This window comes from Lysobacter niastensis (assembly GCF_015453285.1).
GTDB lineage: Bacteria > Pseudomonadota > Gammaproteobacteria > Xanthomonadales > Xanthomonadaceae > Lysobacter_J > Lysobacter_J niastensis.
In genome coordinates this window covers 433,086-456,415 of the sequence record NZ_JADLZT010000001.1, presented here as the reverse complement: position 1 = coordinate 456,415, position 23,330 = coordinate 433,086, and the positions used below count along the sequence as shown (strand labels likewise).

Annotated in this window: 31 protein-coding genes and 1 tRNA gene; 24 read left to right on the top strand and 8 right to left on the bottom strand. The window is 63.7% G+C overall.

What is annotated here, in order from left to right; all coding sequences use genetic code 11:
• Window positions 1-19: 19 nt before the first annotated feature.
• The 3 genes from IU514_RS02125 to rsmD are packed head-to-tail and all read right to left on the bottom strand — an operon-like array spanning window position 20 to window position 1,704.
• A complete protein-coding gene (locus IU514_RS02125) occupies window positions 20-511 on the bottom strand; it encodes a hypothetical protein (protein WP_194929402.1) in 492 nt (163 codons plus the stop codon).
• Between the two features lie 39 nt (window positions 512-550).
• Entirely contained in the window at window positions 551-1,054 is a 504-nt protein-coding gene (gene coaD / locus IU514_RS02120) for a pantetheine-phosphate adenylyltransferase (RefSeq protein ID WP_194929401.1), read from the bottom strand.
• Window positions 1,051-1,704, bottom strand: a complete 654-nt coding sequence (rsmD, locus tag IU514_RS02115) for a 16S rRNA (guanine(966)-N(2))-methyltransferase RsmD (protein ID WP_194929400.1) — start codon at window positions 1,702-1,704, stop codon at window positions 1,051-1,053. The genes coaD and rsmD overlap by 4 nt, the downstream gene beginning before the upstream one ends.
• Window positions 1,705-1,780: 76 nt before the next feature.
• Here rsmD and ftsY point away from each other — a divergent pair, with 76 nt between their 5' ends.
• The 4 genes from ftsY (at window position 1,781) to IU514_RS02095 (ending at window position 5,632) form a co-directional block, all read left to right on the top strand.
• Window positions 1,781-2,977 (top strand): signal recognition particle-docking protein FtsY, encoded by a 1,197-nt coding sequence (gene ftsY / locus IU514_RS02110; RefSeq protein ID WP_194929399.1) that lies wholly within the window; start codon window positions 1,781-1,783, stop codon window positions 2,975-2,977.
• Between the two features lie 67 nt (window positions 2,978-3,044).
• Window positions 3,045-4,265 carry an AsmA family protein gene (locus IU514_RS02105; protein WP_194929398.1) on the top strand — a complete coding sequence of 407 codons (1,221 nt, stop codon included), beginning with the start codon at window positions 3,045-3,047 and terminating at the stop codon, window positions 4,263-4,265.
• Window positions 4,262-5,356, top strand: coding sequence for an A/G-specific adenine glycosylase (gene mutY, locus IU514_RS02100; RefSeq protein WP_194929397.1), 1,095 nt, complete (start codon window positions 4,262-4,264; stop codon window positions 5,354-5,356). Before IU514_RS02105 ends, mutY begins: the two co-directional genes overlap by 4 nt.
• Window positions 5,357-5,359: 3 nt before the next feature.
• Complete coding sequence (locus tag IU514_RS02095) at window positions 5,360-5,632, top strand: oxidative damage protection protein (protein WP_194929396.1); 273 nt, start codon at window positions 5,360-5,362, stop codon at window positions 5,630-5,632.
• 22 nt (window positions 5,633-5,654) lie between these two features.
• Here the strand turns inward: IU514_RS02095 and IU514_RS02090 are convergent, their stop codons facing one another.
• Window positions 5,655-6,092 (bottom strand): DUF6491 family protein, encoded by a 438-nt coding sequence (locus IU514_RS02090; RefSeq protein WP_194929395.1) that lies wholly within the window; start codon window positions 6,090-6,092, stop codon window positions 5,655-5,657.
• 450 nt (window positions 6,093-6,542) lie between these two features.
• On the opposite strand from IU514_RS02090, the gene IU514_RS02085 reads away from it, so the two are divergent.
• The 12 genes from IU514_RS02085 (at window position 6,543) to IU514_RS02030 (ending at window position 13,967) form a co-directional block, all read left to right on the top strand.
• Window positions 6,543-7,874 carry a tyrosine-type recombinase/integrase gene (locus IU514_RS02085; protein ID WP_228760405.1) on the top strand — a complete coding sequence of 444 codons (1,332 nt, stop codon included), beginning with the start codon at window positions 6,543-6,545 and terminating at the stop codon, window positions 7,872-7,874.
• 161 nt (window positions 7,875-8,035) lie between these two features.
• On the top strand, window positions 8,036-8,242 hold the full coding sequence (locus IU514_RS02080; protein ID WP_194929393.1) for a helix-turn-helix domain-containing protein: 207 nt from the start codon (window positions 8,036-8,038) through the stop codon (window positions 8,240-8,242).
• 95 nt (window positions 8,243-8,337) lie between these two features.
• The gene (locus IU514_RS02075) at window positions 8,338-8,976 is read left to right on the top strand and encodes a YdaU family protein (RefSeq protein WP_228760444.1); all 639 of its coding nucleotides are present in this window, start codon (window positions 8,338-8,340) and stop codon (window positions 8,974-8,976) included.
• A complete protein-coding gene (locus tag IU514_RS02070; protein ID WP_194929391.1) occupies window positions 8,973-9,749 on the top strand; it encodes an ERF family protein in 777 nt (258 codons plus the stop codon). The genes IU514_RS02075 and IU514_RS02070 overlap by 4 nt, the downstream gene beginning before the upstream one ends.
• On the top strand, window positions 9,736-10,185 hold the full coding sequence (locus IU514_RS02065) for a hypothetical protein (RefSeq protein ID WP_194929390.1): 450 nt from the start codon (window positions 9,736-9,738) through the stop codon (window positions 10,183-10,185). The genes IU514_RS02070 and IU514_RS02065 overlap by 14 nt, the downstream gene beginning before the upstream one ends.
• Complete coding sequence (locus tag IU514_RS02060; RefSeq protein ID WP_194929389.1) at window positions 10,169-10,375, top strand: hypothetical protein; 207 nt, start codon at window positions 10,169-10,171, stop codon at window positions 10,373-10,375. The genes IU514_RS02065 and IU514_RS02060 overlap by 17 nt, the downstream gene beginning before the upstream one ends.
• A gap of 235 nt (window positions 10,376-10,610) precedes the next feature.
• Window positions 10,611-10,919 carry a hypothetical protein gene (locus tag IU514_RS02055; protein WP_194929388.1) on the top strand — a complete coding sequence of 103 codons (309 nt, stop codon included), beginning with the start codon at window positions 10,611-10,613 and terminating at the stop codon, window positions 10,917-10,919.
• Between the two features lie 226 nt (window positions 10,920-11,145).
• The gene (locus IU514_RS02050) at window positions 11,146-11,439 is read left to right on the top strand and encodes a hypothetical protein (RefSeq protein WP_194929387.1); all 294 of its coding nucleotides are present in this window, start codon (window positions 11,146-11,148) and stop codon (window positions 11,437-11,439) included.
• A gap of 69 nt (window positions 11,440-11,508) precedes the next feature.
• Window positions 11,509-12,198, top strand: coding sequence for a hypothetical protein (locus tag IU514_RS02045; RefSeq protein ID WP_194929386.1), 690 nt, complete (start codon window positions 11,509-11,511; stop codon window positions 12,196-12,198).
• A gap of 74 nt (window positions 12,199-12,272) precedes the next feature.
• A complete protein-coding gene (locus IU514_RS02040; RefSeq protein ID WP_194929385.1) occupies window positions 12,273-13,049 on the top strand; it encodes a hypothetical protein in 777 nt (258 codons plus the stop codon).
• An 81-nt stretch (window positions 13,050-13,130) separates the two neighbouring features.
• Window positions 13,131-13,484 carry a hypothetical protein gene (locus IU514_RS02035; RefSeq protein WP_194929384.1) on the top strand — a complete coding sequence of 118 codons (354 nt, stop codon included), beginning with the start codon at window positions 13,131-13,133 and terminating at the stop codon, window positions 13,482-13,484.
• 69 nt (window positions 13,485-13,553) lie between these two features.
• Entirely contained in the window at window positions 13,554-13,967 is a 414-nt protein-coding gene (locus IU514_RS02030) for a hypothetical protein (protein ID WP_194929383.1), read from the top strand.
• Between the two features lie 343 nt (window positions 13,968-14,310).
• Here the strand turns inward: IU514_RS02030 and IU514_RS02025 are convergent, their stop codons facing one another.
• Window positions 14,311-14,862 (bottom strand): hypothetical protein, encoded by a 552-nt coding sequence (locus tag IU514_RS02025; protein ID WP_194929382.1) that lies wholly within the window; start codon window positions 14,860-14,862, stop codon window positions 14,311-14,313.
• Between the two features lie 82 nt (window positions 14,863-14,944).
• On the opposite strand from IU514_RS02025, the gene IU514_RS02020 reads away from it, so the two are divergent.
• Window positions 14,945-15,625 carry a DUF6988 family protein gene (locus tag IU514_RS02020; RefSeq protein WP_194929381.1) on the top strand — a complete coding sequence of 227 codons (681 nt, stop codon included), beginning with the start codon at window positions 14,945-14,947 and terminating at the stop codon, window positions 15,623-15,625.
• A gap of 75 nt (window positions 15,626-15,700) precedes the next feature.
• Here the strand turns inward: IU514_RS02020 and IU514_RS02015 are convergent, their stop codons facing one another.
• Together IU514_RS02015 and IU514_RS02010 are read right to left on the bottom strand one after the other, a co-directional pair.
• Window positions 15,701-15,952: a helix-turn-helix domain-containing protein gene (locus tag IU514_RS02015; protein WP_194929380.1), complete on the bottom strand. Its 252-nt coding sequence runs from the start codon at window positions 15,950-15,952 to the stop codon at window positions 15,701-15,703.
• A gap of 205 nt (window positions 15,953-16,157) precedes the next feature.
• A tRNA-Phe gene (locus tag IU514_RS02010) sits at window positions 16,158-16,233 on the bottom strand.
• Between the two features lie 194 nt (window positions 16,234-16,427).
• Here IU514_RS02010 and IU514_RS02005 point away from each other — a divergent pair.
• The 7 genes from IU514_RS02005 to IU514_RS01975 all read left to right on the top strand — a co-directional run bounded on the left by IU514_RS02005 (window position 16,428) and on the right by IU514_RS01975 (window position 22,299).
• Window positions 16,428-17,054 (top strand): response regulator, encoded by a 627-nt coding sequence (locus tag IU514_RS02005; protein ID WP_194929379.1) that lies wholly within the window; start codon window positions 16,428-16,430, stop codon window positions 17,052-17,054.
• Window positions 17,055-17,161: 107 nt separating this feature from the next.
• Window positions 17,162-17,533 (top strand): hypothetical protein, encoded by a 372-nt coding sequence (locus IU514_RS02000; protein WP_194929378.1) that lies wholly within the window; start codon window positions 17,162-17,164, stop codon window positions 17,531-17,533.
• A 19-nt stretch (window positions 17,534-17,552) separates the two neighbouring features.
• On the top strand, window positions 17,553-18,398 hold the full coding sequence (locus IU514_RS01995; RefSeq protein ID WP_194929377.1) for a hypothetical protein: 846 nt from the start codon (window positions 17,553-17,555) through the stop codon (window positions 18,396-18,398).
• A gap of 158 nt (window positions 18,399-18,556) precedes the next feature.
• Entirely contained in the window at window positions 18,557-18,904 is a 348-nt protein-coding gene (locus IU514_RS01990) for an Hpt domain-containing protein (RefSeq protein ID WP_194929376.1), read from the top strand.
• Window positions 18,905-19,131: 227 nt separating this feature from the next.
• Window positions 19,132-19,572 (top strand): LEA type 2 family protein, encoded by a 441-nt coding sequence (locus tag IU514_RS01985; RefSeq protein WP_228760404.1) that lies wholly within the window; start codon window positions 19,132-19,134, stop codon window positions 19,570-19,572.
• 112 nt (window positions 19,573-19,684) lie between these two features.
• Window positions 19,685-21,469 (top strand): acyl-CoA dehydrogenase C-terminal domain-containing protein, encoded by a 1,785-nt coding sequence (locus IU514_RS01980; protein ID WP_194929375.1) that lies wholly within the window; start codon window positions 19,685-19,687, stop codon window positions 21,467-21,469.
• 143 nt (window positions 21,470-21,612) lie between these two features.
• On the top strand, window positions 21,613-22,299 hold the full coding sequence (locus IU514_RS01975; protein ID WP_194929374.1) for an HNH endonuclease: 687 nt from the start codon (window positions 21,613-21,615) through the stop codon (window positions 22,297-22,299).
• A gap of 21 nt (window positions 22,300-22,320) precedes the next feature.
• Here IU514_RS01975 and aqpZ read toward each other — a convergent pair whose 3' ends face one another.
• Complete coding sequence (gene aqpZ / locus IU514_RS01970) at window positions 22,321-23,013, bottom strand: aquaporin Z (protein WP_324187761.1); 693 nt, start codon at window positions 23,011-23,013, stop codon at window positions 22,321-22,323.
• Between the last annotated feature and the right edge of the window lie 317 nt (window positions 23,014-23,330).

The window sequence follows — 23,330 nt, the reverse complement described above, 5'->3', positions numbered from 1 at the left end:
GCGGCCACGCGCGGAATCGTTACTTGGCTTCGACGAACTTGTAGTCGACGCCGGCCGGAGTCACGGCAGCCTTGACGCGATCGTTGTCGGCGGCCGAACCGATGAACAGCACCTTGACGCCCTTCATCGAGCCCGGCTGGGCCTTCGAGAACGCGGCGATGGTCAGGTCGGCGGTCTTGGCCGAGGTCGGCGAGCCGAATGCCAGCAGGTTGCCTTCGAGGATGCCGCGCTGGATGTCGAGCTGGGACTTCTCGAGCTGACGGTCGTAGTAGCCCTGGAAGTCCTGCGAACCTTCCGCCGGCAGCACGTAGACGTAGGTGTTGGTCACGCCGTCGAGGTTGCGCTTGACCACTTCGGTCAGGTACGCGTTCCAGGCGTTCTCGTCAGTGGTGGTCGGCGCGGTCAGCGGCGCTTCGACGGCGGCAGCCTGCTGCGCTTCTTCCTTCTTGCACGCGGCAAGGAACGGCAGCGAGAGGCAGGCGATCAGCAGCAGGCGGGTTGCGTTCTTCATCTAGGGAGTCCCCTGGTTTCGAGTGGTGATGGGTGGGAGTCAGGAATGGGCGCGCTTCCACTGCGCCTGCAGGGCCGCAGCGACCGCGGGCGGCACGAAGCCGGACACGTCGCCGCCCAGGCGCGCGACCTCGCGCACCAGAGACGAGGAAATGAATCCGTACTGCTCGGCCGGCGTGAGGAAGAGCGTCTCGACGTTCGGAATCAGGTGGCGATTCATGCTCGCCAGCTGGAACTCGTACTCGAAGTCCGACACCGCGCGCAGACCGCGCAGCAGCACGCCGGCGCCGACATCGGCGACGAAGTGGGCCAGCAGCGAGTCGAAGCCGCGCACTTCCACGTGCGGATGGTGTGCCACCGCCTTGCGAGCCAGGTCGACGCGCAGGTCCAGCGGCAGCGCCGGACTTTTGCCGGGGCTTTCGGCGACGCCGATGATCAGGCGCTCGAACAGGGGCGCGGCACGATCAACCAGGTCGATGTGGCCGTTGGTGATCGGATCGAAGGTGCCGGGGTAGACGGCGATGCGGTTTCGGGCCGAGGTCATTCGATGGTCTGAGGCTGTGGCATGCCGCTTGCCGGGTCGGCCGGAAGTGTAGCAGCGGGCGCCGGTTGCCGCCGGTACAGGGCGAACCGGACATCCCGGGTCCGGCCCTCTCTGTGCAGGCCCCATCCCTCGGGCAGCTCCAGACCGGCCTCGTGCGGGGCCTCCACGTACAACCAGGCGTCAGGCGACATCCATGGCATCAGTCGCTCCAGGGCGGTGCTCCACAGGCCCGCGGTGAAAGGCGGATCGAGGAACGCCAGGTCGAACGCCTGCGAAGGAGGCGCGGCGAGCCACGCCAGGGCATCGGCCTGCACGACCTGTGCGGCCTCGCCGCCGGGAAGGCGCGCGGCCAGGCTGCGCAACGCCGTGGCCAAGGCAGGATCCCGCTCCACCAGTACCGCCCGGGATGCCCCTCGCGACAGCGCCTCCATTCCCAGCGCTCCGCTGCCAGCGAACAGGTCCAGTACGTTCGCACCGGGCAGCATCGGCATGAGCCAGTTGAAGAGCGTCTCGCGAACGCGATCGGACGTCGGCCTCAGGCCGGCGACATCGGGCACTTCGAGCCGCGTGCCGCGCCAGCGGCCGCCGATCAGGCGCACCTTGCCGGGTGCGGCAGCCGCCGGCGGACGGCGTGGTGGCGATCTGTTCATCGGGGGCACTGAAAGGCGGGTGGTAGCATGTGTGCATTCTCGCGCATTCGCGCCTTCTCCCACGCCGCCGCCTTCGATGCTCAGTTTTTTCCGCCGCAAGAAACCCCAGTCCACCGCCGATGCGGCAAAGCCTGGCAGCGAGCATGAGTCCTCCCGTGCCGAGGAACTGGCGGCAGCCTTTCCGGATGCCGCAACGTCCGCGCCTCCGGCTGCGCCGGCCATCGCACACGAACCTGTTCCCGCCGAGGTGATCGCCGCGGCCCACGAGGTCGAGCCCGCGCTTGAGGCGCCATCCTCCACCGACTACATCGAGCCCGCCCCGGCTCCGTTGCCGGCGGAGTCCCCGGCTGCACCCGGCAAGCCGGGCTGGCGCGAACGCCTGCGCGGCACCGGTTTCGCGCGCAGCCTCAGCGGCCTGTTCTCCCGGCATCCACGCCTGGACGACGACCTGCTCGACGAGATCGAGACCGCGTTGATCACGGCCGATGTGGGCGTCACCGCGACCTCGCAGCTGGTCGAGTCGCTGCGCAAGCGCATGAAGGCGCGCGAGTTTGCGGACGCCAATGCACTGCTGATCGCCCTGCGCGCCGATCTGCTGGCGATGCTGAAGCCCGTCGCCCAGCCGCTGCGGATCGACACCGAAGCCAAGCCATTCGTCCTGCTGACCGTCGGCGTCAACGGCGTCGGCAAGACCACCACGATCGGCAAGCTCGCCAAGCGCTTCAAGGACGAGAACCGTCCGCTGATGCTCGCTGCGGGCGACACCTTCCGCGCCGCAGCGGTGGCCCAGCTGCAAGCCTGGGGCGATCGCAACGGCGTGCCGGTCGTGGCACAGGGGCAGAACGCCGACGCCGCATCGGTCGCCTTCGACGCCCTGCAGGCCGCCAAGGCGCGCGGCACCCAGGTACTGATCGCCGACACCGCCGGACGACTGCACACCCAGCAGGGCCTGATGGCCGAGCTTGGCAAGATCAAACGCGTCATCCAGAAGCTCGACGCCAGCGCACCGCACGAGGTGCTGATGGTGATCGACGGCACCACCGGCCAGAACGCCCTGTCGCAGCTACGCCAGTTCCATGCCGCCGTCGGCGTGACCGGCCTGGTGGTGACCAAGCTCGACGGCACCGCCAAGGGCGGCGTGGTGTTCGCGCTGGCTCGCGAGTTTGGCATTCCGATTCGCTACGCAGGCATCGGCGAACGTCCGGAAGACCTGCGCGTGTTCGATGCGGAGGCGTTCATCGACGCGTTGTTGCCCGAGTCGCTGGGCGCCTGACGTCATCGCCCCGCGCATGCCCGCGCCGGACACGACGCCACCACCGCAGAACAGGAACCGCCGCGCGGTGTGGATCGCGCTCGCGATCGGCATGTTGCTTGCGGTGTTCGCGCTGCGCTGGGTATCGCAACCGAGCCAGGTCGCCGGCCTGATCCTGCACCAGGCTGGCCAAGCGCTGGGGCTGGAGATCACAGCGAGCGGCGCCAGCGAATACCGGCTGCGTGGCACGCCGATGCTGGCCCTTCGCGATGTCGTCGCGCGCCAGCCCGGCGCCGCGGCTGCTTTGCTGAGCGCGGAGCGCATCCATCTGGAGCTCCCCTGGTCGACCATTCGCGCCCGCGGTGCCGACCTCACGATCAAGCGCATCGAACTGGACGCGCCGCAACTCGACCTCACCGCGCTGCAGCGTTGGCTCGCGACGCGTCCCCCTTCCGAAACCCGCATCCCGACGCTGACCGGCGGCCTGCACGTGGTCCGCGGACGCGTGATCGGGGATGGCTGGTCGGTGGACGCGTTCGACTTCGATCTGCCGTCACTCCATCCGCAACGCCCCGCAAGCGCGCACGCAAGCGGCCGCATGACCAGCGGCTCCACGCGCGTGCCGTTCGATCTCGACGTCGCACTCACACGACCTGCCGCCGGCGCAGGGCTGGGCCTGTCGGGCGACGTCAGCGTCGAGTCGGCGCCGTGGACCCTGCCGATGGAAGCGACGGTGTCCGGCCGCCTGCACGACGGCGAGGACGGCATCGGTCTCGATCGCCTGCGCTTGGGTGTGGAAGCGCGTTACCGCAATGGCGACACCGACCTGCCCTTCGTGTTCGGACTAGCGGGCAAGCTGCGCGTCCGCGATGGCGTGGCCGGCCTTTCGCCTCTCGGCGTGGCAGTTCGCGGCCAAGGGCCTGTTCCGAAACTCGATGCTCACGGCCAGCTCGTTCTCGGCGATGCGCTCTCGACGCAGTTGCAGGGTGCGATCGCGAACTGGCCGGCGACGTGGCCGGCCCTGCCACCGCCGATCGGCCAGTCGTCATCGTCATTGCCGTTCGACCTGCGCTACCACGGCCGCACCGACCTTTCGGACGTCGCGGCCCTCCGGCTCAGCCGCGACGCAACCGTGTTCGACGGACGCTTCCGCCTGCCACAGATGCTCGACTGGATTGATGCTGACGCGCAGGGCTCGCCGCTGCCGCCACTGGCCGGCCGCCTGACCACCCCGAAGCTGGAAATCTCGGGTGTCACGCTGGAAGGCGTCGACATCGAGTTCGGCGACGATACTCCGGCTACTCCATGACCGCTCCCCTGCCACCTTCCTTTGCGCAACGCCTGCTGGCCTGGTTCGACGTCAGCGGTCGCCATGACCTGCCCTGGCAACATCCGCGCACGCCGTATCGCGTCTGGCTGTCGGAAATCATGCTTCAGCAGACGCAGGTCAAGACCGCGGCGCCGTACTTCGAACGATTCGTACAAAGATTGCCGACGCTGCGCGACCTCGCGCTGGCGCCGCTCGATGACGTGCTCGCCCTGTGGTCGGGCCTTGGCTACTACGCCCGCGCGCGAAACCTGCACGCCGCGGCCAGGCGATGCCTGGAACAGCATGGCGGCGAACTTCCGCGCGACATCGACGCGCTGACCGCCCTGCCCGGCATCGGCCGCAGCACCGCAGCGGCGATCGTCTCGCAGGCGTGGAACGACCGCTTCGCGATCCTGGACGGCAACGTCAAACGCGTGCTGAGCCGTTATCACGGTGTCGACGGCTGGCCGGGACTTCCTGCGGTCGAGAAGCGGCTGTGGTCGCTGGCCGATCAGCACGCCGCCGATCCGCTGTTGCCTGATTCGCGCCTCGCCGACTACACGCAAGCGCAGATGGACCTGGGTGCCACGCTGTGCACGCGCAGCGATCCTGCCTGCGTGCTGTGCCCGCTGCAGGACGATTGTGTGGCACGCCGGGAAGGCCGTGTCGCCGAACTGCCGACGCCCAAGCCGGGCAAGGCACCTCCGCAGAAATACGCACACGTCGTGTGGGCGGAAGATGGCGAGGGCCGCATCCTGTTGCAGCGCCGCCCGCCCACGGGCATCTGGGCGTCTTTGTGGACCTTGCCGCAGGCGGAAGACGAAGCTCTCGCAATGGCATGGTTCGAGCGGCACCTGGCGGGCAACCGCGCGGCACGCGAGGTATTGCCGTGCATCGACCACGCCTTCAGCCACTACAAGCTGCAGTTGCAGCCACTGCGCTGGCGCGACGCCTCGTTGCGCGACCGGATCGGCGACAATGACGATCTGCGCTGGGTGGCCCGTGAGGAGCTCGGCACCCTGGGCATTCCCGCCCCGATCCGCAAGCTGCTGGAAGCCGACCAGCTGCTGAACCGCAACACCGGACCTTGAGCCATGCCGCGCACCGTCTACTGCGAATACGAACAACGCGAAACCGAAGGCCTGGACTTCGTCCCATGGCCCGGCGAACTCGGCAAACGCATCTTCGCCAACATCGGCAAACCGGCATGGGCCGCATGGCTCGCGCACCAGACGATGCTGATCAACGAAAACCGTCTTTCGCCGCTCGACCCCAAGCACCGCGCCTTCCTCGAGGGCGAGATGCAGAAGTTCCTTTTCAGCCGGGACGCAGCCAAGCCGGCCGGCTACGTGCCGCCGGAAGAGTGACGGGCGACCGCCAGGCGCCCACTCAGCTTGCGCGGGGAACGGCGTCGGCCGCGCGCTTGTCCTTTTCCGCCTGCTTCAGCGCCTTGACGTCGATCGGCCGGATGTCGCGGATCCAGCACGGAATCTGGCTGGTACCGCGCCCGAGCACGACGACCTTGTCGAACCGCCGGTAAACCCGGCCGAACTGGTTGGTCACGGTGATGGCGTTGGCGAAGTCGAGGTCCTGGCAGGTGCCGTCGAGCTCCAGCAGATAGGCCTCGCTCGGCCGGGTCCAGATGGCCACTGCGGTCTCGCCCAGCGGCGTCCACCCGTCGAGCCGTCCGAAATACTGGAAGTTGTCGACCGACGCACCGGCGTTGGCCCGGTATAGCGCGAGCCGGTCGGCATCGCGGATATTCGGATCGGCGGCACAGGCGGAAAACGCGAGCAGAAGGCCGATCGCAGACAGCAGGATCTTCATGTCGCACTCCTCCAGCACGATGCTGGCTCACACACCCTGATCATGCGCCCGCCAGCGGCAACCGGAAGCAGCGCCGGAACACGCGTTCAGCGCCCGTAGAACCGGCCAGCCAGACGGCCGGATCGCCCGCCAGAAAAGCAAAAAGGGCTGCGCTTTTCGCGCAACCCTTCTTCGCTACACATAGTCCACCTGGAATGGTGGCCGGGGAGGGAATCGAACCCCCGACACGGGGATTTTCAATCCCCTGATTGAACATTGCGTGACCGATGATCTAGCTCATGGTCAGCGGCCTAAAGCCCTGCCTTGCTTGACTTTCCCGCGCAAACACGGGGATTATCCACTACGTAGCCAGTACGCAATCTGCTGACCATGCGCTGACCATGCGCTGACCATGAAACACGGGGACAGGTTGGCGCTGACCATGAAAATCTGACCGATCACGACCTACCCATGGCCAAATTTCGATTCACCGACACCGCGTTGAAGGCGTTGCCCCTGCCCGACTCCGCCAACGTCATCGACTACGACGATGGCGACATTCGCGGCTTCGCCATCCGGTCCACGCCGACCGGCAACCGCACCTTCGTGCTGGTGTACGTGGCCAAGTTGACCGGCGCCACCCGGCGGCTGGTGCTGGGCGAATACGGCCCGGCGCCCAGGCTCTCCATCAGCGCCGGGCGCGAGCGGGCCAAGGCAGCGCGCGCGCTAGTCGATGCCGGCCGCGACCCATGGCAGGAAGCGAAGGACAAGCGCGCCGCCGCCGAAGCCGCCAAGGTGAAGTCCAAGGCCACGCTGGGCGCCTTGATGGCCGCCTATGTGGATCACCTCAAGCTGGCCGGCAAGGCCAGCGCCAAGGAGGTGGACGCCACGGTGGACAGGAACATCACGAAGCCGCATCCGAAGATCGCCGATTTGCCGGTGGACGCCATCACGGTGGAAACCGTCATGCCGGTTTTCCGCAAGTTGACCCGGGCCGGCAAATGGCGCGCGGCTGAAAAGCTGGCCGCACATCTCCGCGCCGCCTTCAACGCCGCTAAGGCGTCGCGCTTGGATGCCGGTGTGGTGTCGTTCGCCGAGTTCGACGTGCGCGCCAACCCGCTTCTGGAATTGCGCGTGACCCGGCCCGATGAAGGCGCCAACGGTGACCGCGAAGTGCAGGAAGAATCCGGCGCCCTGAGCGAAACCGAACTGCGGCATTACTGGAAGGCCATCAACAAACTGACCACGCCGCACGGCGCCATGATGCGCTTCCATCTGTTGACCGGTGGCCAACGCATGGAGCAATTGAGCCGGCTGGATGTGCGCGACTGGGACCACGACGCGAACGCCATCACGCTGATGGACACCAAGGGACGGCGCCGTAAGGCACGCACGCACGTGGTCCCCCTGCTCCCGGACGCCATCACCGCGTTGGAGGACATGCGTACCGACGAGCCGGCCGGGCCACATCTTTTCAGCGTGAGTGCCGGCGCGCGCGCTGCGGTACCGCATACGCTGGCCGCCGCCATGCGCGACGTATCGGAACTGTTGCTGGACAAGGAACTGGTGTCGATGCCGATTACGCCCGGCACGATCAGGCGCACCGTCGAAACGCGCTTGGCCGCCGCGAAGGTCAGCAAGGATGTGCGCGCCCATCTGCAAAGCCACGGCCTAGGCGGCGTGCAGGATCGTCATTATGACCGTCACAGCTACCTGGATGAGAAGCGCGACGCGTTGCAGGTGCTGCGCGACATGCTCGATAAGCCCAACGGCAAGGTCGTGCCCCTGCACCGCGCGCGCTGACCGTTCGTCGGATTGCACTCAACACCCCCTTATCTACCCCTGAAAGGTACTTGGTGCGCACCAAGTATCTTTTTTCCAGCTTTGCTAGCTCACACCGATGCGCGCACATTGCCCCAACGCTGCATCACCAATGCAACGTCAACACAACAAGGGGCTAGGACATGAAGCAGGCATCGCAGTACCTGACCACAGCGCAAATGGCCGACGCGTTGCACCGCGCACCGGAAACGCTAGTGCGCTGGCGTCGCCAGCGGATCGGCCCGCCGTGGATCACTCTCCACGGCCGCGTGCTTTACGACAGCGCCGCGACCGCGCGCTGGATGGAGCAGCAGCAAGTTGCGCTAATTCGTGAAGCGGCGGCCGGATGACCGACCATGCCCGCCGTCATCACCCTGCCGATGATCGGGGCAACGGCACAACCTAGAACCGCAGCGACGCGCGCTGCAAATGCGCGGTGATCGCCATGCACTACGTGCCCTTCCACGTCGGTGACTACGAAGCCGCGACCAGCCACCTGACCGCCGTCGAAGACGGCATCTACCTCCGGTTGCTGCGGCGGTACTACACGGCGGAAGCGCCCTTGCCTGGCGACGTGCTCGCCGTCCAGCGACTGGTCCGCGCCCAGGCCAAGGACGAGAAGCGCGCCGTGGTGGACATGCTGCAAGAGTTCTTCCACCACGGGCCGGACGGCTGGCGGCATCGCCGCTGTGATGCCGAAATCGCCGCCTACCGGGACAAGCAGGACAGGGCCCGGGCGAGCGCCAGCGCGCGCTGGAAGAAGAGCCGATGCGATGCGGACGCAGTGCCAACGCATGCCGATGAAGCCCAACCAGAGGATGCGAACGCATTGCCAACGCAGTGCGAAGGCAATGCTAACCAAGAACCAATAACCAATAGCCAAGAACCAAGATTAGAAGCTTTTGCTTCGGGTGATATATCACCCGCTGTTGTTGTTGCTTCTTCGGATGGGCAGACAAAGTCCAAAACCGGAAATAGATTTCCGGGAGAAGAGCAGCAGCAACAACTAAGGCGGAACGGAAGCGTCCCGGCGAACGCGGCCGACGTGGCAGAGGCGATGTTCGCCGAGGCTGGGAAGCCATGACCGATTCCGCGCCCATGGTCTACGCGTGCATCGCCGCCGTCATGGCCGACTTGGCCAAGGTTGGCATCGGCAAGGACGCCGTGAACGAACACGATCGCTACCGCTACCGGTCCATCGACGCCGTGTTGAACGCGCTGTCGCCGCTGCTGTCGGCGCACGGGCTGGTTATCTTACCGAGCGTGATCGGCAAGGACCTGGTGGAGCGCGAGGCGAAGAGCGGCGCCACGCTGCTGCACGTCACCTTGACCTTGCGTTACAGCTTCATCGCCGTGGCCGATGGCAGCCGGCATGAAATCGAAGTCATGGGCGAGGCCAGCGACCGCGCCGACAAGGCAGTGCCCAAGGCTATGGCGGCCGCGTTCAAGTACATGTGCGTGCAGGTGTTCTGCATCGGCTACGAAAGCATGGCCGACGCCGACGCCAGCACCGAGGAAACCGCCGGTGCAAACCTGCACAGCCGCCAGCATCGCGGCCGCTTCCCGGGACTCAACAGCCCGGCCGGTACTGCACAGCGCGCGCACGTCCCGGCGCACGAGGTGGACGCCACCACGGCGAGGTGGTCCGACGAGATCGATGAAGCGCGGACCGTCGCCGACCTGGACGTGATCGCCACCAGCATCAAGTTGTTGCCCGAGAACATCCGCCGCGACCTGCGCAACCGGTTCAAGGACCGCCGCGATTCGCTGGTGGCCATCGAACGCGACCGCGCCGACCTGGATGCACGGTCGAACATCACCAACCCCGACCAAGGAGGAAGCCATGTCAACCGATAGCGATTACGTCACGACGAAGACACCCGTTTGTTGGGTGGGCGACGGAACGATCCATTACGACCAGGCCGCATTCGGAATGCTCGATGCGGAAGGCCAGAACATGGTCCGCGAGTACGGCCGGCAGATGCTGGAACAGTGGCGCGAGGCGCAGGCCGCACAGCAATTCTCCGCCGCCGTGGCCGAGCCGGTGACGATCCCGGCGACACCGGCGGAAGTGCTGGTGGCCGCGTGCGAACAGATGCACGCCGCCACTGCAGCGTTCATGCATGCGCTGTCCGGCCTGGCCGACGCCGTGCGCACCTATCAGCCCACCACCAACCCGGACTTGTGGCTGGCGACGTTGGAAGCCGAGCTATCCAGGTCCGCCGCGAACGCCAACACGCACGCCACCGACATCACCGACGGCGAGGACACCGGCCATGAACCACAGCACTGACATCACCACTGCCGCGTTGCTCGACGCGCTGGCCGACTGGGTGGAGCACGATCTGTTGATGACGCACAACGCCGCCAACGCCCTGCGCGAGCGCTACGCGCAGCGGCTCGCCGAACGAGACGCCGAGCAGCACGAACACGCGCGCCGCCCCGCTCGACATGGAACCGACGCACCACCACCGCCGGTCTAATTCTGTCCCAAATTGGGACAGAAATTGAAACCGGCCCGGATTACGGGGCGCCCCCCGGGGGGCGATGTTGCTAATTTTCACCGCCCCACCGCAACCGGCCGCCGACCCGCCGAAACAAGAGAATCCAACGATACAGACCCCGCTTTTTGAACGGCACCACCTATTGGGAGGTTCCATGAAACAGACCCACCAGCCCGGCGCACCATGGAATAACCGAACCGTCACCGTGTCCGACATGCTCGCCGCCATCAACGCCATGGAGGCCGCGCAGAACAAGCGCTTGGCCGCTGTGGCCACGTCGCTGGCCGCACTGAAAACGCGCCTGTATCCGAAAGGCGACTTGAGCGCGCGCGAGAAGGCCATGGGCCGCGCCGTCCGCCGCGTCCTCGTCGAATTGCGCGACGGCCTGCGCAATGAAGTCTCCGAACTGCGCCTGCGCGTGAACGCGCTGGAAGACCGCGTGGTCGCGCTGGAAGCACGGGTGGAAGGCCGTGAGATTGCCACGCAGGCGGTGACACGCCAGCCTAGCGGCACCCGGACGTGACTGCGTTTTTCCCTCCGAGAACCTGAGGCCGGGTTCTCGATGGGGTCTTTGATTTTGATTGACTTTCTATAGGCTTCATTCGCCGCCCCTATGGGTCCGGTTATACGTCGGCTTGTTCGCCGGACCGGGGCCCCGTAGTCTTGGGCCAGATCAAAGGGGGCGTCACATTCGGGGGAGTGTGATGCAGGATGTGCCGGACCACGGGTCTACACAACAGGGGAATCGCGTGAACATATCCGCAGTTGGAGCCGAACAGCAAAGCAACACGGCGGGCCGCGCCGCTTGGGTCTGTCTTGCAATTGCGTGGGTGACGTTTCTCGTCCCCATACCAGGCATCGGCCTCTTTATCGGTTGGCCGCTCAACATGGTCGCGTTCATTCTCGCCATCGTCGCGATGTCCAAACTTGGCGCTGGCGCGGGCCTTTGGCAGCTTCTGGCATCACTGATTGCGTCACCCTTCTTTTACTTCGTTGGGATCGCGGTGCTGGCAGGTTTTCTTGGCGCCGCCGGCCAGGCCTAACAATTCATTCAAGCCGAAGCCGCGTCGCGGCTCGGCTTAATTAGACGCAAGAACACAATAGGGGGATTGATGCGCTTCCAGCAGCGAAAAGCGGTTGCATGCCTGATTTCCATCATTGCACTGTCCGGGTGCCAGCAGAGCGCAAGCCCTGCCAGCGCCCCCACACAAGCGGAACATCCTACTGCGCCGCAGCCCTCTCCAGTGACAGCGCACGTAACGTATGACGGCCCGTTCGGACTGAGGATGGGCCTATCTCCCGCAGAGGCTAAAGCAGCGACGTCGAGCCTCGAAGAAAGCGACCAAGGCCCAGGCATATACCGTACTAACTCTGTCCCCGTCTCCCACCCGGATTTTGAGTCCTATTCGCTACTCTTCTCTCAGAAAAGCGGACTATGCAAAGTCGTAGCAATCGGCAAGGACATTCAATCCGGGGACACTGGGTATGAAGTTCGGAGCGCATTTGACGCGATAGATAAAGCAATTACTGGCAAATACGGTAAAGGCAAGAAGTATGACTTTACTAGCGAGCGCTACGACTCTCCTGAGTTCTGGATGATGTACCTCCTCAAGAAGAATCGGACGCTCGCGAAGGTTTGGAGCAAGGAGGAGGGCTCAAGCCTGACAAGCAACTTAGGCTCTATCACTCTTGAAGCTGGTGCTACCGACATGTCGACTGGCTACTTGGTCATGCGCTACGAATTCCAAAATATGTCGGACTGTGTTGCGGAAGGTGAGGCTGAGAAGAACAAAGGCTTGTAGGTTGTGTTGTAGCAATTCATTCAAGCCGAAGCCGCGTCGCGGCTCGGCCTAATTCAGGCGTTAGGGCGCACGTCATGACATCAAGACATCCGGACACATGTGCCATCGTCATCGACAACAAAAACCAGCAGATCATCGAAGTACGCAAAACAGTCCTGGTAAACCAAATTACACGTGACGCGGACAGGATTGGTCGCTCCTTCGACGCGATCCATGGAGATGACCTCAACAAGATCAGCGAGCAGTTCGCCCTATGCGTTGCGCTGCTAACATCCGGCCTTATAAAGGCCGACCAAGAAGAAGATGAGCTAAGGATTGCCTGTTGTGAACTCCTCTCAAACGCGCTCAATTCACTAGCGGCAGCAACTCATCTTGTGCGGAGTGGTTTCATTCTCCAGCCTGGAATCATCCTCCGCTCATGCATCGAATCGTTAGCTGTCGTGCTTCACTTGGTGCAAAACCGGTCTGATTTTGAGTCTTATAGGAACCATACGTTTGATTCAACTCGAGCGATCACAAGCGCAAAGCGAGTGTTTGAACCATTTGGCCGCATCTACGGAATGCTTAGCAAAGAGTTCACTCACATTGGGAAGATGCACAAGCAAGTAACACCAATTCGTGAGTACTCCCAACATGATGAGGCGCTAACAGCCAACCTCCAATTCGTCGCCGCCGGAGTCTGGATGTGCTACGCAACGTGCGAGCTTACTTTCATAGACACCATGGCAAAGCCAAGATACTGGTGTGAAGTCCCTACAGACGTCCCGGGCCACTCTGCCTTCAGCTACAACCCGTCGCCATCGGAAAGGGCGTGGATGGAGCGCTTCCTGAGTATCGGCAGTGCGCCCTAACAATTCATTCAAGCCGAAGCCGCTTCTCGGCTGGCTTAATTCGGGCGTTAGGCCAACATCAAAATCATGGCAACCGGACTCGTGAGCTTCATCACCTTCTTACTGGGGCTCATCCTTGGCCACTGGCTTGCCATCGGCAGAGACAAGCGCAAGGAGTTCAATGACGCTGTCGCGCCAATCCGTAAATGGCTACTAACTGAGCAAGATGGGCCATCTCCATACAACAAGCGCCCCTCGCAGCACGAGATTGACCTTTTCATGCACTACCTCTGGCCATGGCAAAGATCCGCCTTCCGGAAGCATCTTGGCAGTTACCGCCAAGCCTGTGAGGCTTCTATGACTCAGGACGGTGCTGGACAGGTCTTCTATAACAGCAACAGCGCAGTGATTCGGCACGAACTGGCCTGCCTCTTTAAGTTCGTTGGCCGCAGGTAGGCCTAACAATTCATTCAAGCCGAAGCCGCTGTCGCGGCTCGGTTTATCCAGGCACCCCGGGGGGCGGTGATGTTTCCAAAGGGTCTTGACGAAAAATTCCTTCGCTACATGTTTAGACGGCATGTGTCGCAGTTCGGGTATCGCACCTCAAACTTGCATGAGAGCAAGCTCTACATCACCGCCGGCTCTGGGATAGAGCAAGACGTCCCTGAGATCCTGGTGATTAGCAACGGGATGAAGAAATACTTGGTTCCTCAGGCCGCCCAAGAGCTAGAAAGGCAGGGCTATGTCGTGTTCAACATCGACAACTCCGCCTTTTGGTTGACTGAGCAAGGTTTTCGTCGGGCAGGCCTTAATCCACTTCAGCGATCCCTGGCATTCCTTAACAACAATGCGGGCCTTGGCATTCCTATCGCTCTGCTCTCGCTCGTTGTTGCAGTTATTGCGCTTGTCTCAGGTTCGGGGCAGTCATCCACCCTCTAATTCAGGCGTTAGCACTCATGTCAGAACTCCTCGCCAGGTACAACGTCATACTCCGATCCGATATTCCGGAGCGGGATTTTCAGTTCTTGTTGAAGCATTGCAGTCCCGTCGCCGGCCCGGACGGAAAGCCAATGCTGCACTTTTGGTGCACTCAGATTGACACCAACCACCCGTACTACTTGCAGGTCGAAGCCTTCAAGGCCGGAGACACGGTTGCGTATCCCTTCCAAATCCCGCACCACTTCGTGTACCTAATTTCAGGCTCCCAAAAGAGCAAGGCGATCGGGTTCACTGCGTAACGGGTGCGATGCCACGAAGCTTCAATTGAAGCTTCGTTCCCGGTTCAAATCTTGATGCCCGCCACCACGAACGCGGCCGCCACAATGCTCAAAGCGGATTGCAGCAACACCAACAAGAACTGGATTTGCGCCGCCTTGGCGTGATGTCGGCCCACCACGGCAACGTCGCCTTTGTTCGCTTTGGCTGTCATCCACCTGTTGAATGCGCTGAGCGGCCAGAACAGTCCTTGGGCTACCTGCCGGTACATCTCTTGAACGTCAACGGGCAGTTCGCTTTCGGCGATTTCCCTCCCAATCTCTCGACCTTCCGCCGCCGAGGCCGTGGTGGCCGTCAGATATGCGGCGAGCAGTTTTTGGAGTGCGGCGAGGCCGGCCGCGATCAAAAAGAGGACCGCGCCGGCCATGACGTTGAAGGTGGTGATGTGGTCTTTCAGCGAATCAATGTTGGCGATCAGGAGGCCGAACACGGCGCCGAACCCCGCCAACAGCCAACCCGAAAAATGATCAAGTGATGTACTCAGGAGCCGGGCGCCAAGCGTCAGAATTCGTTGCGCTGCAATGCCGGTTTGAAGCGCGGCTGCCTGTTGTTCGTCCATGGCTACCCCCTGTGGTCCGCCGCAGGGTAACAGGCTGTGCCGGTGGAGGTGATAGGGTTGGCCAAATCATCGGGGGTGGGTGATGGCCAAGGACGCCGAAGTAATCGCGCAGGTGGAGGCCAAGGCCGCCGAGGCGCACAAGCTGATATGCCAGATAGCGGCGGTGCTCGCCGCCCTCAAGATCGACAACACCAAGCGCATGTTCATCGCGTTGAGCCTGCTTGTCGGCTCTTTGGAGCATGCGCGGTTGCTGACTTCGATCCTTTCGGAGGAAGCGGGGTTGTCGTGGTTGCCGGCCATGACCTTGCACCGTTCGCAGATTGACCACCTTGTGCGCGGCGCCTACTTCGCCGAGCCGGCCACGGACGCCGAGGTGGCCGCGTTCTATGCGGACGGGACAATGCCGCAGTTGCCCAAACCGAAGGGCGGCACGCGCAACATGCACCTCAACGAAATGGCCGAAGCCGTGCAGGCGCATTACACATGGGACAAGCGGTTCGCCACGGCCATCCGCAACCGATGGTCGCCGCTGTCCGGCATCACCCACGGCGGCATCGAAGTGGTGAACGTCTACCTGAAGAACGGACAGGTGGGCAACACTGACACGGACTTTGCAGGATTGCTGCCCACCATCGGGGACATCACCGCCTTGGCGTACATCGTGATTGCCGTGTGCATGCGCCTGTCACCGTTGTCGCAGGAGGAAATAAGCGGCATCGTCCAACCGCTGTTCGATGCGTTCAAGGACTTCAACGGCGAATGAGTTGGGACCGCCCGCCGGCATCCCCGGCGTGGCGGCCCCAGGCCTGCCACACGTCGAACAGGCCAATGGGAAGGGCTAGGAGCCCGGAGGCACCCACCGAGTGGGCACCCGCACCGACGCCACGTCGGCGGGGCGCTGGGCGTGATCCAGCGCGCGCTGCAAGCCGTCCATGGTGTCGAACCCGATGCGGCGGCCCCGGTCGCCGTTGGCCAACCTGGTGATGGTGGACGGGCTGACGCCGGCCGCGCGTGCGATGCCGGCGCGGGTCATGCCCGCGCACTCGCACTTCGAGATCAAGGCGGCCGGGTCGGGTCGGCGTTGGCGCATGGACCCCGAACCTACCACCGCACGGGGCGGCATTGGTCAACTAACTGGTCAGGTCGCAGCACGGCGCTGACCATGAAGCTGACTGTGAGGCTCATGGTCAGCGATGGTATCCAGCGCGCTGACCATGGGATGACCATGGATTTTGGGGCCGGAAACGAAAAAGGGTCTGCATCGCTGCAAACCCTTTAATTCACGCCACTTTTAATGGTGGCCGGGGAGGGAATCGAACCCCCGACACGGGGATTTTCAATCCCCTGCTCTACCAACTGAGCTACCCGGCCGCATCACGGCAGGCCGTGTGAGGTGCGCGATGATACGGACATCCGGCGCACCTGGCAAGCGATCCGCCACGTCCGATCCGACTTGACACGCGCGCCACTTCGCGGGCCGCTCCCCTGGGCCACCGGCTTCAAATTCCCGCTGATCAGGAGTAAATCTGAAAAGCCGTGCAGGCATTGCACCAGAGTCACAGCGAATGCGAATTCTCATTGCAGATGATCACCCGATTATTTGCATTGCCTTGGGCGAGATGCTGAAAAGCGTGTTCACCCCGGCCATACCGGTCATCGAGAACGTCAGCGACAGCGACGCGCTTCTGGGCGCGCTCGATGCGGCCTCCTTCGACCTGCTCGTGCTCGACCTGCAGATGCCGGGGCGGCTGAAGAGCGTGCCTCTGCTGGAGGCGGTCATCGCGGCCATGCCCGCACTCAAGGTGCTGGTCTACACCGGCCACGCCCACCCTTCGCTCGCCCTGGCCACGATCGACCTCGGCGCCCGCGGGTATGTGCTGAAGGCAAGCGGACCGAACGTCGCCATCGAAGCCATCCGCGTGGTAACGGATGGGGGCACGTTCATGGATCCTGCCGTGGACCTGGAGTCTGCGCGCAGCCATCCCTGGCATCAGCTCACCAGCGGAGAGCGCCAAGTCGTGCTTGCGCTGGCCCGCGGCGAGAACCTGCAGGCGATCGCGATCGATTCCGGCCGCAGCTACAAGACCATCACCACCCACAAATACAACGCGCTGAACAAGCTGGGTCTGCGCTCGAATGCGGAGATCGGCCCGTATCTGGCGGCCCACGGGCTGGATTACCTGCTGGGCTGAGCGCCTGCCCGCCCCAGCTAAGACTTTTCCCAATTTCAGTGCGAGGGCGACCTGCCTAGCATTCCCTGGCGACGTACCACTTCGCGTCTCCAAGCGGATAGCAAGTCATGCAGGCCAGTTCCACCCAAAACGCCTTCCCGGCACTCGTAGAGCTACTCCGCGGTGATGCGAACCGCCTGGGCCGTGTGCTCCGCGCGATCCATCAATCGATCGCTGCGGAATTGAACCAGCTGGATCAGGCCGTGACGTCCGGCGACGGACAACTGGCGCGTGCGGCAGCGCATCGCGCTGCGATGGCGTGCCACCTGCTCGGAGAGGCCGCCGCCGGCGAGCGTCTCGCCGCGATCGGAGCCACCCGGCCGAACTCGGCCATGGATCCGGTGCTGGTCCAGCGGATCGTTCAAGCACGCACCGAGCTTGCCGGAGTCATCAATCGCACGTCGTCGCTCCTCGACGACAGCGATCGCAGTACACCCTGATGTCCGAAATGGGGGAGCCATGGTTAGCCAAACGCAAGCCACCATTGTTGCCAATCCGGGACTGGCCTCACGCCATCATGACCTGAGCGAAGTCCGCGAGTTGCTCCGCGATCGCCTTTCTCGCGAGTTCCCGCATGGGCTGGACGAACTGGGAGACCGCCTGCAGCAGGAGCTGGCGCGTATCGACCGGGAGGTGCTGCGCCGCCTGGCAGCACTTGATTGGTTGCAGGCCCGACGCCTCCCGGTCCAACGCCCCCCTGTGGCGCGCTGGCGACTGTGGCGCCGCAAGAGCTGTCAGGTGGAACACCTGTTCGTGATCCAGGCGGGCAGTGGCCTCCTGCTCGATCACGCCTCCGCGCCGGGCGTAAAAAACGTCGATGCCGATGCTGTGGCTGGAATGCTCACTGCCATCGAGCATTTCGTCTGCGATTCGATGGAGGTGACCGGTGGAGGCGCACTGGGTGCGGCGACCGTAGGAGAATACCGGCTGAGGATCAGCCACGGCCCCTGGGCGCGTGTGGCCGTGTTTGTTCGCGGAACGACACCGCGCAGCCTGGGTAAGCGTCTCGATCGGCTCAACCACGAATTGCACGAGCTTCACGGAGATGGCCTCGCCGACACCAATGTCTCGACCGATCGCGGCAGGTACCTGCTGCCCAATGCTCTCTCCAAGGTTGGTGGCCATCGTGAGATGACGGGGGAGCCGCATAGCGGCAAGCGATGGATCACGGCACTGGGCAGCGCTGCCGCGCGCGGATTCGCGTGGTCCTCTCCAGCGCTCTATCGGACGTCCGGGGAAATCTCTGCACTGGCCGCCCCCTTCGAGGCCGGCACTGTGGAATACCCATGGAGGAATGACTCATAGCGGGCCTCTGGCCGCGCGAGCGACAACTCTGTCGTTACGAATAGATAGCCAGGCGCAGTCGCAGAGATCGCAAACCTCGCCGCATATCCCGCACTTGTAAATCGCCCCGTTTGGATCCATCACCGATCTCGCCAAAGGCGAGCACCTGAGTCATCACCATGTTTGCCACGTTGCGCGAACTGCTTCGCCATGACGAGGACAAAGTCCGGAGAATGCTCGGCATCTTCGAGCGGGTCACCCGTACCGATCTGGAATCCATGGACGCCGCATTTGCCCGAGGCGACCGGGCCGAGATCGGAGCCTTGGCGCACCGGATGAAATCCGCGTGTTACCAGATCGGTGAAGAGACTGCCGGCCAGACGCTGGCCGCGCTGGAGGAGCTGGCGATGCGTTCCGCGGGGGAGCCTTTTGCGCGCGGGTTCCAGGAGGCCAGGGAGAACCTGGTCGACGTGCTGGACAAAGTCGAGCAGTACCTCGCCTCGATACCCGGTGATCGCAGCTCCTGAATCCACTTGGGATCACGGCAGCCGGCGTGCTCACCTGGGCGCGCATGCCCAACTGAAGCAGATCGCCTCCGTCGCGGCACCGGCCAAGCGCCTTGATGGCCTGGGCCACCTCCCCCTCCCAGCCAACCTACGCCGGTGTATGCTCGTTTTCCGTTGGTGACGGAGTTGACCGCATGAAGGTTGGACGGGGACTTGGACGGGCATTGGGCGCGTGCGTATTGCTGGCCATGGGCCTGCTGCTGACGGCCTGCAACAGCGGCCCGGTCCGGCGCGTGTCTGAACCGTCGGCGCGGCTCCAGCAACTCAGCGTTCGCGCCGATGGCAGCTGGTCTGCAGACCTTCGTATCGAGAACTTCAGCAGCATCCCGATGCGTTTCGACTCCCTCGATCTGACGCTGCAATTCGGCGACGCGCCCGCGGGCCACCTGCTGGCACAGCCGGCCATGTCCATCGGTCCCGAGTCGGCCGATGTGGTCACGATCAATCTGAAGCCTTCCGCCGCTGCCAAGCTTGCCGTGGCGGACGCCCTGGCCGGTGGCCGCAGTATCGGCTATTCGCTCGAAGGCCGAATCGATGCCACGCCCGATGAGGCCAAGCAGCGCTCCTTTGAAATCAAGCGCACCAGCGCCTTGAGCCCGGCACCGGGCCTGCCCGGCGTACTGCGCTAAGGCCCCACTCTTCCCGCCCGCCAAACCCACCGTCCGCGCAGCTTGCAAAAGAATGCAAACAAGCGTTTGATCGATTCCTGAAAAACGACCCAGTTACGCCAGCGAGACCACCATGAGCACCTACCAAGTCCCCCTTGCCGATATGCGCTTCGCTCTGTTCGACGTACTCGACGCCGAAACCGCGTTCCAGCGCTTGGGCTACACGGATGCCACCCGCGACGTGCTCGATGCAGTACTGGAGGAAGGCGCCCGGTTCACCAGCACCGTGCTCGCGCCGCTCAACGCCATAGGCGACCGCGAGGGCTGCAAGCTCGATCGCGAAACCGGCGCGGTCACCACGCCCCCCGGTTTCAAGCAGGCCTATGCGCAGTACGTCGAGGGAGGTTGGCCGGGGTTGACCTCGCCATCAGAGTTCGGCGGCCAGGGCCTGCCGCATGCGGCAGGCGTGCCGCTGAAGGAAATGATCGACGCCGCCAACCTCTCCTGGGGCAATTTCCCTCTGCTGTCGCACGGCGCAACCGAAGCCCTGCTGCACTATGGCGAAGCCTGGCAGCAGGAAGTCTTCCTCAAACCGCTGGTGGAAGGCCGCTGGACCGGCACGATGTGCCTGACCGAGCCGCATTGCGGCAGCGACCTGGGCCTGCTCAAGACGCGTGCCGAACCTCAGCCGGACGGCAGCTACGCCATCAGTGGTACCAAGATATTCATCACCGCCGGCGAGCACGACCTCACCGACAACATCGTCCATCTTGTGCTGGCGCGCTTGCCGGACGCACCGGCCGGCAGCAAAGGCATTTCACTGTTCGTCGTGCCCAAGCACCGTGTCGATCGCGACGGAAATATCGGAGAGGCCAACGCCGTTCGCTGCGGAAGCCTCGAGCACAAGATGGGCATCCACGGCTCTGCCACCTGCGTCATGAACTTCGACGGCGCGCAAGGCTACCTGGTCGGGAAACCGCACAAGGGCCTGGCGGCGATGTTCGTCATGATGAACACCGCACGCCTCGCCGTCGGACTGCAGGGACTCGGACTGTCGGACCGCGCTTTGCAGAACGCCTTGCGCTATTCACGTGAGCGCTTGCAAATGCGTTCCCTGTCCGGCCCGAAGTATCCGGACAAGCCGGCCGACCCCATCATCGTGCATCCGGACGTGCGCCGCATGCTGCTCACCTGCAAAGCCCTCGTCGAAGGTGGCCGGCTCATGGGCTATGACGCCGCGCTGCAGGTCGACATAGCCACGCACGCCGAGGATGCTGCCGAGAGAGAACAAGCCGACGCCCTGCTCGGCTTCGTCACCCCCATCGTGAAGGCCTGCCTGACGGAATGGGGCGTGGAGTGCACGTATCACGCACTGCAATGCTTCGGCGGTCACGGCTATATCGCCGAACACGGCATGGAGCAGCTCGCACGCGATGCCCGCATCACCACCCTGTACGAGGGGACCACTGGCATCCAGGCCCTCGACCTGCTGGGCCGCAAGGTCATGCAAACGCAAGGCGCGGGCTTGAAGGTGTTCCTCGAACGAATCACCCGCTTCTGCGACGAACAAGCGGACCATCCGGCGCTTGCCGACCTCCTGGGCCCACTTCGCGAGAAGGCCGCTCAGTGGCAGGAACTGACGATGCAGATCGGCAGGCGTGCATCGGCGAATGCCGAAGAGATCGGTGCGGCGTCATACGACTACCTGATGTACTCAGGCTATGTGGCGCTCGCCTATTGGTGGGCTCGCAGCGTGGCCGCCAGCGAAGCATCTTCGCAGTCAGCCTCGTTCAAGGCCGCCAAGCGCGAAACGGCCAGGTTCTACTTCGCCCGCATCCTCCCGCGGACACAAGCTCACGCGGCAGCAATGGTCAGCGGCGCAGACAACCTGACCGCACTCGACGCCGACGCATTCTGACCGTGAGGTTCCCGGCTGCCCAGGGCCTGCCCCTGGGCAGCGCCGTGTGACGACAGGTCAAGACTGGCTCGAACGAACGTCCCTGCATGCTTTCACGTCCAGGTGTGCAAATCGTCATCTTTCGGGTATAAGCTGAATCCCCGATGGAGACCGATAGAGCGAAGCTTCGCCTGGTCCAAGCCGGAACCCTTGCTGATTCCATTCAGCCTGGCCCGGCCCACACGGATGTCTCCGCATATCCCGGGGGCAACGTCGTTTCCCGCCTCAACGCAGTGCGCCTGCTTTCGCTGGACGCACATGGCCGCGCGTTGAGCTGGATCAGCTGGCAGGAAGCAACGTGCCTGTACGTGCGCGATGCTGTCGCATGGACCTTGGGTGACCCCTGCCTCGAAGTCCACGGCGGAACCTGCCGCCGCACCGGCCAGCAGAGCACGATCGCCCTGCACCCCATCGTGGCAGCACGAGGTCATGCGCACTCGCATTCGTGGGATCCCACTCCCGCACTGACCAACGCGGCATTGTTCGCACGCGACGGCCACCTGTGCCTGTACTGCGGCAGCGAATTCCACCGCCCGCAACTTACGCGCGACCACGTGGTACCCGTTTCCAAGGGCGGCCGTGACATTTGGGAAAATGTCGTCGCGGCGTGTTTCCACTGCAACTCCCGCAAGGGCAACCGGACACCTCAGCAGGCGAGCATGCCCCTGCTGGCGGTGCCATACCGGCCGAGCTGGATCGAGCACCTCATTCTGAGCAACCGCAACATCCTGGCCGACCAGATGGCGTTCCTGCGCAGTCAGCTGCCGCAGAAGTCGCGCTTGGCCCACTGATCGATTCGTCACACAGCGGCATCAGTCCAGCGAGATTACCCGGTAAGTCGCGCCGCCAATGGCTCCGCCCAGCAAAGGGGCCGCCCAGAACAGCCAAAGCTGCGACAACACACCGGCTCCGGCGAACAGGGCCATGCCCGAGGATCGCGCCGGATTCACGGAGGTATTGGTCACGGGAATGCTCACCAGGTGAATCAGCGTCAGAGCCAACCCGATGATCAGCGGGGCGAAGTCGGAAGGAACATCGGGCCGCGGCCGTGTCGCAGCCATGATGACCAGCACGAAGCTGGCAGTCAGCAGCGCCTCGACGAGGAACGCCGCCGGAAGCGCGTAACCGTCGGGTGAGAGCGCCCCGTAACCGTTGCTAGCGAATGCACCGGGGGCTTGTGGCTCAATGAGAAAATCGGGATATCCCTGCGCCACCACGTACAGCACAGACGCCGCAAGAATTGCGCCGGCGCCCTGCGCGACGATGTAAGGAACCACATCGCGTCCACGGAACCTGCCACCGACCCACAAGCCGACGCTGACTGCCGGGTTGAAGTGGGCGCCGGAGATGTGTCCCAACGCAAAGGCCCCGGTAAGTACGGCAAGGCCAAATGCAGCCGAAACGCCCAGAATGCCGACTTGATTCCCGGCCAGGATCGCGGTCCCGCAGCCACCGAGTACCAACCAGAAAGTACCAATCATCTCGGCGATCAGCTTGCGACTCACGATGCCTCCGGGCGGTGAAGAAAAGGGACCGAAGGGGATTGACCCCCTTCGGTCGTCGCTCAGGAGCGACATTCGGATGTCCATCGGGCACTAGGGGATGGAGATGGACACCACACGAGCGCACGATCGTCACAATCGTGTGCCCGCCGACTTCCCACAGCGGGGACTGCCAGGAAGAAGCTGTTGAAACTGTTTGCACTGATATGAGTTGGCACTGCCATTGATGTCGGATGCCCCCGATACCAATGGCTGTGCTTGTCGCTCCTTCGCCCGCTCGCCCCGTCGACTACCCCTGCTCGGTGTCGACGTTACGCCTG

Excerpts from the sequence above, each read along its gene's own strand:
- IU514_RS02125 (WP_194929402.1), bottom strand. The coding sequence starts at position 511 with ATGAAGAACGCAACCCGCCTGCTGCTGATCGCCTGCCTCTCGCTGCCG.
- coaD (WP_194929401.1), bottom strand. The coding sequence starts at position 1,054 with ATGACCTCGGCCCGAAACCGCATCGCCGTCTACCCCGGCACCTTCGAT.
- rsmD (WP_194929400.1), bottom strand. The coding sequence starts at position 1,704 with ATGAACAGATCGCCACCACGCCGTCCGCCGGCGGCTGCCGCACCCGGC.
- ftsY (WP_194929399.1), top strand. The coding sequence starts at position 1,781 with ATGCTCAGTTTTTTCCGCCGCAAGAAACCCCAGTCCACCGCCGATGCG.
- mutY (WP_194929397.1), top strand. The coding sequence starts at position 4,262 with ATGACCGCTCCCCTGCCACCTTCCTTTGCGCAACGCCTGCTGGCCTGG.
- IU514_RS02095 (WP_194929396.1), top strand. The coding sequence starts at position 5,360 with ATGCCGCGCACCGTCTACTGCGAATACGAACAACGCGAAACCGAAGGC.
- IU514_RS02090 (WP_194929395.1), bottom strand. The coding sequence starts at position 6,092 with ATGAAGATCCTGCTGTCTGCGATCGGCCTTCTGCTCGCGTTTTCCGCC.
- IU514_RS02085 (WP_228760405.1), top strand. The coding sequence starts at position 6,543 with ATGGCCAAATTTCGATTCACCGACACCGCGTTGAAGGCGTTGCCCCTG.
- IU514_RS02080 (WP_194929393.1), top strand. The coding sequence starts at position 8,036 with ATGAAGCAGGCATCGCAGTACCTGACCACAGCGCAAATGGCCGACGCG.
- IU514_RS02075 (WP_228760444.1), top strand. The coding sequence starts at position 8,338 with ATGCACTACGTGCCCTTCCACGTCGGTGACTACGAAGCCGCGACCAGC.
- IU514_RS02070 (WP_194929391.1), top strand. The coding sequence starts at position 8,973 with ATGACCGATTCCGCGCCCATGGTCTACGCGTGCATCGCCGCCGTCATG.
- IU514_RS02065 (WP_194929390.1), top strand. The coding sequence starts at position 9,736 with ATGTCAACCGATAGCGATTACGTCACGACGAAGACACCCGTTTGTTGG.
- IU514_RS02060 (WP_194929389.1), top strand. The coding sequence starts at position 10,169 with ATGAACCACAGCACTGACATCACCACTGCCGCGTTGCTCGACGCGCTG.
- IU514_RS02055 (WP_194929388.1), top strand. The coding sequence starts at position 10,611 with ATGCTCGCCGCCATCAACGCCATGGAGGCCGCGCAGAACAAGCGCTTG.
- IU514_RS02045 (WP_194929386.1), top strand. The coding sequence starts at position 11,509 with ATGCGCTTCCAGCAGCGAAAAGCGGTTGCATGCCTGATTTCCATCATT.
- IU514_RS02040 (WP_194929385.1), top strand. The coding sequence starts at position 12,273 with ATGACATCAAGACATCCGGACACATGTGCCATCGTCATCGACAACAAA.
- IU514_RS02030 (WP_194929383.1), top strand. The coding sequence starts at position 13,554 with ATGTTTCCAAAGGGTCTTGACGAAAAATTCCTTCGCTACATGTTTAGA.
- IU514_RS02025 (WP_194929382.1), bottom strand. The coding sequence starts at position 14,862 with ATGGACGAACAACAGGCAGCCGCGCTTCAAACCGGCATTGCAGCGCAA.
- IU514_RS02020 (WP_194929381.1), top strand. The coding sequence starts at position 14,945 with ATGGCCAAGGACGCCGAAGTAATCGCGCAGGTGGAGGCCAAGGCCGCC.
- IU514_RS02015 (WP_194929380.1), bottom strand. The coding sequence starts at position 15,952 with ATGCGCCAACGCCGACCCGACCCGGCCGCCTTGATCTCGAAGTGCGAG.
- IU514_RS02005 (WP_194929379.1), top strand. The coding sequence starts at position 16,428 with ATGCGAATTCTCATTGCAGATGATCACCCGATTATTTGCATTGCCTTG.
- IU514_RS02000 (WP_194929378.1), top strand. The coding sequence starts at position 17,162 with ATGCAGGCCAGTTCCACCCAAAACGCCTTCCCGGCACTCGTAGAGCTA.
- IU514_RS01995 (WP_194929377.1), top strand. The coding sequence starts at position 17,553 with ATGGTTAGCCAAACGCAAGCCACCATTGTTGCCAATCCGGGACTGGCC.
- IU514_RS01990 (WP_194929376.1), top strand. The coding sequence starts at position 18,557 with ATGTTTGCCACGTTGCGCGAACTGCTTCGCCATGACGAGGACAAAGTC.
- IU514_RS01985 (WP_228760404.1), top strand. The coding sequence starts at position 19,132 with ATGGGCCTGCTGCTGACGGCCTGCAACAGCGGCCCGGTCCGGCGCGTG.
- IU514_RS01980 (WP_194929375.1), top strand. The coding sequence starts at position 19,685 with ATGAGCACCTACCAAGTCCCCCTTGCCGATATGCGCTTCGCTCTGTTC.
- IU514_RS01975 (WP_194929374.1), top strand. The coding sequence starts at position 21,613 with ATGGAGACCGATAGAGCGAAGCTTCGCCTGGTCCAAGCCGGAACCCTT.